The sequence below is a fragment of the Streptomyces sp. NPDC004051 genome (genome assembly GCF_053604275.1).
In genome coordinates this window covers 51,614-60,242 of record NZ_JBSGHG010000044.1, presented here as the reverse complement: position 1 = coordinate 60,242, position 8,629 = coordinate 51,614, and the positions used below count along the sequence as shown (strand labels likewise).

Here is an 8,629-nt window from a genome sequence, read left to right as displayed (position 1 = left end):
TGGTACTGCAGGGGGGACCCTGTGGGAGAGTAGGACGCCGCCGAACAATTTGTGGGAGAGCCCCGCACCGACAGGTGCGGGGCTTTCTGCGTTTAGGTTCGATGGCATGCACTATGACCTGGTCATTTTTGACAACGACGGTGTCCTCGTCGACAGCGAGCCCATTTCCAACCGGCTGCTGGCCGGCTACCTCACCGAGCTCGGGCATCCGACGTCGTACGAGGACTCCATCCGCGACTACATGGGATCCGCCATGCATCGGGTGCACGACCTGGTGGAGCAGAGGACCGGGCAGCGGTTGCCGGCCGACTTCGACGACGTGTTCCACGCCCGTGTCTTCGACGCGTTCGAGCGGGAGTTGAAGCCGGTCACCGGCGCCGTGGAGATACTGGAGCGGCTGGCAGCCGACGGCGTGCCGTACTGCGTGGCCTCGTCCGGGAGCCATGAGCGGATCCGGGTGGGGCACCGGACGACCGGGCTGGACCGGTGGTTCGACGAGGAGCGGATCTTCAGCTCGCAGGATGTGGGACGGGGCAAGCCGGCACCGGACCTGTTCCTGTACGCGGCCGAGCGGATGGGGGTCGCGCCGGAGCAGTGTGTCGTGGTCGAGGACAGCCCTCTCGGCGTACAGGCCGCGGTCGCCGCCGGGATGGACGTGTACGGGTTCGCCTCGATGACACCGGCCGAGAAGCTCGTCGGGGTCACTCGACTCTTCACCGACATGCGGGAGTTGACGGAACTGCTCCGCTGAGACCGAGCGGGATTCATCTTCGGCTCCGGATCTACCCACCAGTACACCGGGGCCCTACGCTCGCCGCCATGACTGATGTGCTGCGGCGCGGCAGGGTCTCGTTGGCGTTCGGATTCCTCGTGCAGGGCGTCGCCTTCGCTCTGCTCGTGACGCGGATTCCGGCCATCCAGAGCCGGTACGGGGTCTCCGACGCGTTGCTGCCGGTTTTCCTCGCCGCGGTGCCCGTCCTGGCCGGTATCGGGAGCGTGGCGACGGAGCGGTTGGTGCGGCGGGTGCCGGCGAGCCGGGTGCTGCGGTGGTCGCAGCCGGTCGTGCTGCTGGCGCTGCTCGGGGTCGGGGCCGGGGAGCGGATGGCCGGGCTGGCGGTGTCGCTGGCCGTGTTCGGGCTGGCGGTGGGGGCGTTGGACGCCTCGATGAACATGCTGGGGGTGAGTCTGCAGCGGGCGTACGGGCGCAGCATCATGCTGGGTTTCCATGCCGCTTACAGTCTGGGCGGGATCGCCGGGGCGTCGCTCGCATGGGTGGGGGCGCACTGGCAGTCGGCGCTGTGGGTGTCGTATCTGCCGGTCGTGCTGGTGCTGATGCCGGCGGTGTTGGTCGGGAGCCGGTGGTACGTCGACGGTGAGGGGGGAGGGCACGACGGGGTCGGCGCGGCCGACGCGCCCGTGGTGCGGGAGGCGGGGAAGGCCGGGGGCGCGGGCGGGGGTGTTTCCTCCCAGTTGCTGTTGCCGCTGTGTGTGGTGATGACGGTGGCGTACATCGGGGACTCGACGGTCTCGAACTGGAGCGCGAAGTACCTCCAGGACGTGCTGGGGAGTTCGGAGCAGTTGGCGACCGTTCCGTACAACGTCTACATGGTCACCACGCTGTTGGGGCGGACGCTCGGCGACTTCGGGGTGCGGCGGTTCGGGGCCGTGCTGGTGGTGCGGGCGGGGGCGCTGGTGGCGGCGGCGGGGTTCGCCGTGGTGGCGGGGGCGCCCGGGGCGTGGGTGGGGATGCTGGGGTTCACACTGCTGGGGCTGGGGCTCTGTGTGCTGGTGCCGCAGACCTTCGCGGCGGCGGGACGGCGCGCTTTCGCGCAGGGCGGCCCGGGGGCTTCGGACGCGGCCGTGGCACGTCTCAACGTCTTCAACTATGTGGGGTTCCTGATCGGTTCCCCGTTGGTCGGGGCGCTCGGGGACGCCTGGAGCTACCGCGGGGCGATGCTGGTGCCGATGGTGCTGGTACTGGTGACATTGGTGTACGCCAGGTCGTTCGCGCCCGAATCCGACCGGTACGGTGGCGGGCATGAGCGGCCGCACACAGCTGATGTGGGACGAGGCAGTAACGGGCTATGACTTCGGCCGGGACCATCCGATGGACCCGGTGCGGCTCGCGCTGACCCGGAGTCTGGTGGGCGCGTTCGGGCTGGACCGCGAGGTGGCGGTGGTCGCCGCGAAGACGGCCGGGGACTCGACGCTGCGGCTGGTGCACCGCGAGGACTACATCAGCGCGGTGCGGGCGGCCTCGGTGGATCCGGGGGCGGCGGACCCGTCGTACGGGCTGGGGACGATGGACGATCCCGCCTTCACCGGGATGCACGAGGTGTCGGCGCTGATCGCGGGGCAGTCGGTGGGCGCGGCGGAGGCGGTGTGGCGCGGGGACGCGCTGCACGCGGTGAACTTCGCCGGCGGACTGCACCACGCGATGCCGGGGGCGGCCTCGGGTTTCTGCGTGTACAACGACGCCGCGCTGGCCATCGCCCGGCTGCTGGAGCTGGGGGCCGAGCGGGTCGCGTACGTGGACGTGGACGTGCATCACGGGGACGGCGTGCAGGCGGCGTTCTGGGAGGATCCGCGGGTGCTGACGGTGTCGCTGCACGAGCATCCCCGGACGCTGTTCCCGCAGACCGGATGGCCGGAGGAGACGGGGGCGGAGAGCGCGGAGGGCAGTGCGGTCAACGTGGCCCTGCCGGCCGGGACCGGGGACGCGGGCTGGCTGCGGGCGTTCCACGCCGTGGTGCCGGAGCTGCTCGAGGACTTCCGGCCACAGGTGCTGGTGACCCAGCACGGCGCCGACACGCACTTCGAGGATCCGCTGGCGCATCTGGCGGTGTCGTTGGATGCGCAGCGCGCGGTGCAGGCGGCGTGCCACGAGCTGGCGCACGAGCACTCCGACGGGCGCTGGGTGGCCCTGGGCGGCGGCGGGTACGCGGTGGTGGAGGTCGTGCCGCGGTCCTGGACCCATCTGGTGGCGATCGCGGCCGAGCGGCCGGTGGACCCGGCGACGGTGATCCCCGAGAGCTGGCGGCAGGAGGTGTACGCCCGGACCCGGCAACTGGGTCCGGTGCGGATGACCGACGGCCGGTGGCCGGTGTCCTGGGCGTCCTGGGAGGCCGGCTACGACCCGGCGGACCGGCTGGACCAGGCGGTGCTGGCGACCCGTCGAGCGGTGTTCCCGCTGCGGGGGCTGCTGGCGTGAACGGGTCGGAGGCCGGGCCCCGCGGCCCGGCCTCCGAAGCGGGGCCCGCTCGGGGCTCTTACGCCGACCGTGCGGTGTTTCCCGTTTCCCGGGGCGCCCGGACTCCGGCTCGCGCACCATCGCTCCCGTGCCGACCACCACCGGCCCCACTGGCCCTGACGATTCCACCGATTCCACCGGTTCCACTGGCCCAACTGGTCCAACTGACTCCGCCGACCGCGCCGACCGTGTCGGTCTTCGCGCGCATCTGCTGGCTGCCCGGCTGGCCGGGGTCGTGGCCACCACGCGGGAGGAGAGCCTGCGCAGTTACCGGCTCTTCGCCGCCCGGGATCCGCGCCTGCTGATCGGCCTGGACCCGGAACGGGTGTGGAGCCAGCGGGAACTGATCGAGTTGATGGCGGACAGGTGTGGTGTTTCGGCCGATCCTCATCACGTGTCCGGGCATGATGTGATCGACCCGGAGCGGACCCTGGCGGCCCTGGACGCCTGTGCGGAGCGTCTCGCGCTCGCCGCCCGCAGGGGTGTGCCCGTGCTGCTCGGCACCGGCCACCCGCACCGGCTGCTCGGTTTCTACGCCGCTCTGGCAGACGCCCTGTCGGCGGCGGGATGTGACGTCCTCACCCCGGCGCGGGGTCGCTCTGTCGACATAACGACCCGGTTCGGTCTACGCACGTACCGCCTCGACTACGTCCGGGGAGTGGCGCTCGTCAGGGGCGCGGATCCCGAACGCCCCGGTGGTGAGCCCGGCGCACACACGCACTCCCCGCTCCCGGTTCGGACCGTGCTCGCCGGGGCCGCCGAGGCCGGCGGGCCGCTTCCCGGGCTGGTGATCGGAGACCACGGCTGGGCCTGCGGGGCAGGTCAGCTGGGGTTCGAGGTCATCGCGCTGGCCGATGTGAACGACCCCGCCCCGTTCGTGGGGGAGGCCGAGGGGCGGGTGTCGGTGGTGGTTCCACTTGATGACGGCGCGCGGCCCGATCACTATGCGCCGCTGACCCGCTACGTACTCAGTCGGGCCTGTCTGTCACAGTAGGCCGCCGATGGATACACCTCTTCCCCACTCGCATCACCCGCCCCTACATTGGGGAGTGAGCACGCAACGACGAAGAGTCACCGGAAGGGGAAGCCGGTGGCCGTCGAGTGCGGAAGGTTCAGGTGTGTCATGGCTGCAGCAGGCGAAAGGCCTCTGAACGAGGTTCAGTTCCTTACCGTGGCGGAGGTCGCCTCGGTGATGCGAGTGTCGAAGATGACCGTGTACCGACTGGTGCACAGCGGTCATCTGCCCGCGATCCGGGTGGGGCGGTCCTTCCGCGTCCCGGAGCAAGCGGTTCACGAGTACCTCCGCGAGAGCTACGTGGGGGTGGACACCGCCTGACGACGGACCGGGGAGGGCCCGTACCGGACACTCGCGGGCCTCCCCGATCTCCTCGATTACGACCTCAGCGCTCAGACAGGTAGGCTGGCCCCTCGTAGGTCGTGTGGGCCCATGGCGCCCAAACACCGAGTGATGAGAAGTGAGCGAGGGTAGTCGTGGGCTCTGTTATCAAGAAGCGGCGCAAGCGGATGGCCAAGAAGAAGCACCGCAAGCTGCTCAAGCGCACGCGCGTTCAGCGTCGCAACAAGAAGTAAGCGGCGTCGCGGAACCGTGTCCAGTGGCCCCCCACCGATGAGGTGGGGGGCCACTGTCGTTACGTCCGGCCGGGTCTGTCCGCTTCTCCCCGGTCGCCGTCACCCCAGGTGTCGAGCGGGCACCGCAGAGCGACCGCCACCCGCTAGGTTGGCGGGCAGGACGCAGGCAAGAGGAAGGCACTGGTCTTGGGAAAGGTCGTGCTCGTGACGGGAGTGGCCCGCCCTTTGGGAGGCCGTTTCGTCCGACGGATCCAGCGTGACCCGGATGTGGAACGGGTCGTCGCCGTGGACGCGGTCCGGCCCGCGCACCCTCTGGGCGACGCCGACTTCGTCCAGACCGACATCCGGCAGCCCACCGTCGCGCGCGTGCTCGCGGAGGCCGGCGCCGACACCGTCGTGCACCTGGACGTGACGGGCACGCCGCTCGGCGGCGGCAGCAGTCCGACGGCGCTCAAGGAGACCAACGTCATCGGCACCATGCAGCTCCTCGGTGCCTGTCAGAAGTCCCCGCGCGTCGAACGTCTGGTGGTGAAGTCCAGTACGAACGTCTACGGCTCCGCGCCCCGCGACCCGGCGGTCTTCACCGAGACGACCTCGCCCAAGTCCCTGCCCGGCGGGGGGTTCGCGAAGGACGCGGTCGAGGTCGAGGGCTATGTGCGCGGCTTCGCACGCCGCCGCCCGGACGTCGCCGTGTGCGTGCTCAGGTTCGCCAACATCCTGGGCCCCGCCGCGGACAGCCCGCTCGCCTCGTACCTCTCGCTGCCGGTCCTGCCGACGGTGTTCGGCTACGACCCGCGGCTGCAGTTCGTGCACGAGGACGATGTGCTCGAGGTGCTGCGCCTGGCCGCGCGCGAACCCCGGCGCTCCACGCTCAACAGCGGCACCTTCAACATCGCCGGCGACGGTGTCCTGCTGTTGTCCCAGTGCGCGCGGCGGCTCGGCCGGCCCACCGTGCCGCTGCTGCTCCCGGCGGTCACCTGGGCGGGCTCGCTGGTGCGTACGCTGGGGATGTCGGACTTCTCACCGGAGCAGATCCGGCTGCTCACACACGGCCGGGTGGTGGCGACGGACCAGATGCGCGAGACACTGGGCTTCACACCGAAGTACACGACTGCAGAAACGTTCACGGACTTCGTGCGCAGCCGTGGCCCCGGACTGCTTCCGCCGGAGGTCCTCGCGAGGACCGTCGACCGGATCGCCGCACTGCCCCTGCCGGGCGGCGGTCACCCCCCGAAGCAGAGCGCCAACTGAGGAGCGCAGCAACGATGGCGGACGCCAAGGTCATTCCGTTCGACGACGACCGTTCCCGCGGCGGTGCGGGGGGCGCCGGCGGTGCCGGGGGCGCGGCGCAGCGCCCGGCGCGCCGCCGTGGCGCGGCCGGCCGGCGCAAGGGCGCCGGGACCGCCTCGATGGGCGAGGTCCAGCCCCTGCCGGGCCGGGCGCCCGCCGAGGACGACGCTCCGGCGCCCGATGAGCACCGTGAACCCCGGGCACAACGGCCCCGGGAGCCGGCCACCGGCGGCGGTGACGCAGACGACGGCGCACGCCCGCACACCGGCGGCGGGGGCGGCCTGGACCGGCGCGTCGCCAGTGGCCTGGCCTTCCTGCGCCGCCGCCTCACGGGGGACTACGCGGTCGACGACTTCGGCTACGACGAGGAGCTCACCGACCAGGTCCTGATGTCGCTGCTGCGCCCGGTGTACGAGAAGTACTTCCGGGTCGAGGTGAAGGGCATCGAGAACATCCCCTCACAGGGCGGCGCCCTGATCGTCGCCAACCACTCCGGGACGCTGCCGATGGACGGCCTGATGATGCAGGTCGCCGTCCACGACAACCACCCGGCCGACCGGCATCTGCGGCTGCTCGCGGCGGACCTGGTGTTCATGCTGCCGGTGGTCAACGAACTCGCCCGCAAGCTCGGCCACACCCTGGCCTGCGCCGAGGACGCGGCACGACTGCTGGAGCAGGGGGAACTGGTCGGGGTGATGCCGGAGGGCTTCAAGGGCCTCGGCAAGCCCTTCGCCGACCGCTACAAGCTCCAGCGCTTCGGGCGCGGCGGCTTCGTGTCCACGGCGCTGCGCGCGCGGACGCCGATCATCCCGTGCTCGATCGTCGGGGCGGAGGAGATCTACCCGATGATCGGCAACGGCCGGACCGTCGCCCGACTGCTCGGCCTTCCGTACTTCCCGCTGACGCCGACCTTCCCGTGGCTCGGTCCGCTCGGCGCGATCCCGCTGCCGACGAAGTGGACGATCCAGTTCGGCGAGCCGATCCACACGGAGAACTATCCGCCGGAGGCGGCCGAGGACCCGATGCTGATGTTCAACCTGACCGACCAGGTCCGGGAGCAGATCCAGCACACCCTCTACAAGCTGCTGGTCCAGCGGAGGTCGGTGTTCTTCTAGAGACGCGGACGGACACATGCGTACGTGGCCGGGGCGCCCCTTGTCGCACAGGGGCGCCCCGACCGCGTACGGGGCCTGCCGCTCAGTCCGCTCTACTCGACGGTCTCGCTGTCGATGCCCAGCCCCGGGAGCAGGCCCGGCAGGAGGGGCGGGAGGGTGACGTCGGGCCGGGCGGGCGGGGTGGTGCCGCCGGCGGACGGCGGCGGGGTGGCGGCGCCGGTCTCCTCCAGCGGGTCGAGCAGCCCGCCGCTGTTGCCGCCGAGCAGGCTGTCGCTCTCCTCCTCGGAGTCGGCGGACCGGGTGGGGGCGCTGCTGCCGGTGCTGTCCTGCTCGGGACTGTCGTCGCCGGTGCCGGTGTCGGGCGCCTGGGAGCGGTCGGCACCGGACGGGGCGCCGGGGGTGGCACCGGGTTCGTTCTCCGGCTCGCCGTTGTTGCCGCTGTCCCGGACCGGTGGCTCGGGGAGCAGGGACTGCAGCGGCGCGACGTCCTCGTCTATGGCGTCGAACACCGACGACACCTGCTCGCTGACGTCCCCGAGCTGCGCGGGGAGCCTCTCGCGCAGGGAACCCCAGGTCTGCCGGTGCGAGTGGGAGAAGGAGGAGAGGGCCTGCATGGGACCCAGGGAGTCCGGGTCGAGGCGGTACGCCTCGCGCAGCAGCCGATGGCCCTCGGAGGCGTCGTGCCGCATGCCGGACAGGGCGCGGCGGATCTCGCCGACCGATTCGTGGTCGAGGGAGCCGCTGCGTTCGCGCTCCATCAGCCGGCGGGCCTCGCTGAGCCGGGTGGAGGCGTGGTCGAGGAGGACGCGGCCCCGCTCGTCGTTGCCGTCGGCCAGGCCGAGCTTGACGTCCTCTATGCCGAGCTTGAGGCCGTAGAGCGAGTCACCGGGCAGGGCGTCGGAGCTGGCGGCGGAGACTCCGCCGAGGGCGCCGGCGGCCACGGTGATGCCGAGTCCGCCCGCGGTGAGCCCCTTGGCCAGTCGTGAACGCGGTCTCAGCTTTCCCAGGGGGGTCGCCCGGTGAGTGCCCCGGGCACGGTGCGAACGCTGTTCGGGTGCGGACGCGTCCGCTGCCTCGCCCGCGGCGGTCCCTTCCTGGAGCATGGCCTCGAAGGCGGCCACCAGCCGGGCCCGCTGGACGACCTTCACCTCGGGATCCAGCTCCGGCCTGGGCAGCGCGCCGAGACCGGCGGCGAGCGTGAGCAGCCGCCCCTGTTCCGTCTCCGCGGCGGCCGGTCCCGGCGCCGGTCCTTCGGGCTGCTCGGCCGCTGTGACCCGGTCGGACTGTTCTTCCAGGGCCTGGGCGAAGGCGTTCGCCCGCCGGTGCGCCGATACCTTCGCGATCACTGGCGGCACCTCCTCTCGTCATGACGATCGACTCCCCA

General features: G+C 71.5%; 9 protein-coding genes. 8 read left to right on the top strand and 1 reads right to left on the bottom strand.

Features of this window, described 5'->3' with window-relative positions:
• Positions 1-106: 106 nt before the first annotated feature.
• The 8 genes from ACWEQO_RS30675 to ACWEQO_RS30640 all read left to right on the top strand — a co-directional run bounded on the left by ACWEQO_RS30675 (position 107) and on the right by ACWEQO_RS30640 (position 7,245).
• The gene (locus ACWEQO_RS30675; protein WP_452985991.1) at positions 107-751 is read left to right on the top strand and encodes an HAD family hydrolase; all 645 of its coding nucleotides are present in this window, start codon (positions 107-109) and stop codon (positions 749-751) included.
• A gap of 68 nt (positions 752-819) precedes the next feature.
• Positions 820-2,088, top strand: a complete 1,269-nt coding sequence (locus ACWEQO_RS30670; protein ID WP_452985990.1) for an MFS transporter — start codon at positions 820-822, stop codon at positions 2,086-2,088.
• Positions 2,039-3,211 (top strand): acetoin utilization protein AcuC, encoded by a 1,173-nt coding sequence (locus tag ACWEQO_RS30665; RefSeq protein WP_361458514.1) that lies wholly within the window; start codon positions 2,039-2,041, stop codon positions 3,209-3,211. The genes ACWEQO_RS30670 and ACWEQO_RS30665 overlap by 50 nt, the downstream gene beginning before the upstream one ends.
• A 247-nt stretch (positions 3,212-3,458) precedes the next feature.
• On the top strand, positions 3,459-4,244 hold the full coding sequence (locus ACWEQO_RS30660) for a phosphatase (RefSeq protein ID WP_452985994.1): 786 nt from the start codon (positions 3,459-3,461) through the stop codon (positions 4,242-4,244).
• Positions 4,245-4,373: 129 nt separating this feature from the next.
• Positions 4,374-4,586, top strand: coding sequence for a helix-turn-helix domain-containing protein (locus ACWEQO_RS30655; RefSeq protein ID WP_157842153.1), 213 nt, complete (start codon positions 4,374-4,376; stop codon positions 4,584-4,586).
• Positions 4,587-4,741: 155 nt separating this feature from the next.
• Positions 4,742-4,840, top strand: coding sequence for a 30S ribosomal protein bS22 (locus ACWEQO_RS30650; RefSeq protein ID WP_003948845.1), 99 nt, complete (start codon positions 4,742-4,744; stop codon positions 4,838-4,840).
• Positions 4,841-5,026: 186 nt separating this feature from the next.
• Entirely contained in the window at positions 5,027-6,091 is a 1,065-nt protein-coding gene (locus tag ACWEQO_RS30645) for an NAD-dependent epimerase/dehydratase family protein (protein ID WP_361458516.1), read from the top strand.
• A 14-nt stretch (positions 6,092-6,105) separates the two neighbouring features.
• On the top strand, positions 6,106-7,245 hold the full coding sequence (locus ACWEQO_RS30640) for a lysophospholipid acyltransferase family protein (RefSeq protein ID WP_361458518.1): 1,140 nt from the start codon (positions 6,106-6,108) through the stop codon (positions 7,243-7,245).
• Between the two features lie 92 nt (positions 7,246-7,337).
• Here ACWEQO_RS30640 and ACWEQO_RS30635 read toward each other — a convergent pair whose 3' ends face one another.
• Positions 7,338-8,591: a DUF5667 domain-containing protein gene (locus ACWEQO_RS30635; protein ID WP_452985989.1), complete on the bottom strand. Its 1,254-nt coding sequence runs from the start codon at positions 8,589-8,591 to the stop codon at positions 7,338-7,340.
• Positions 8,592-8,629 lie beyond the last annotated feature (38 nt).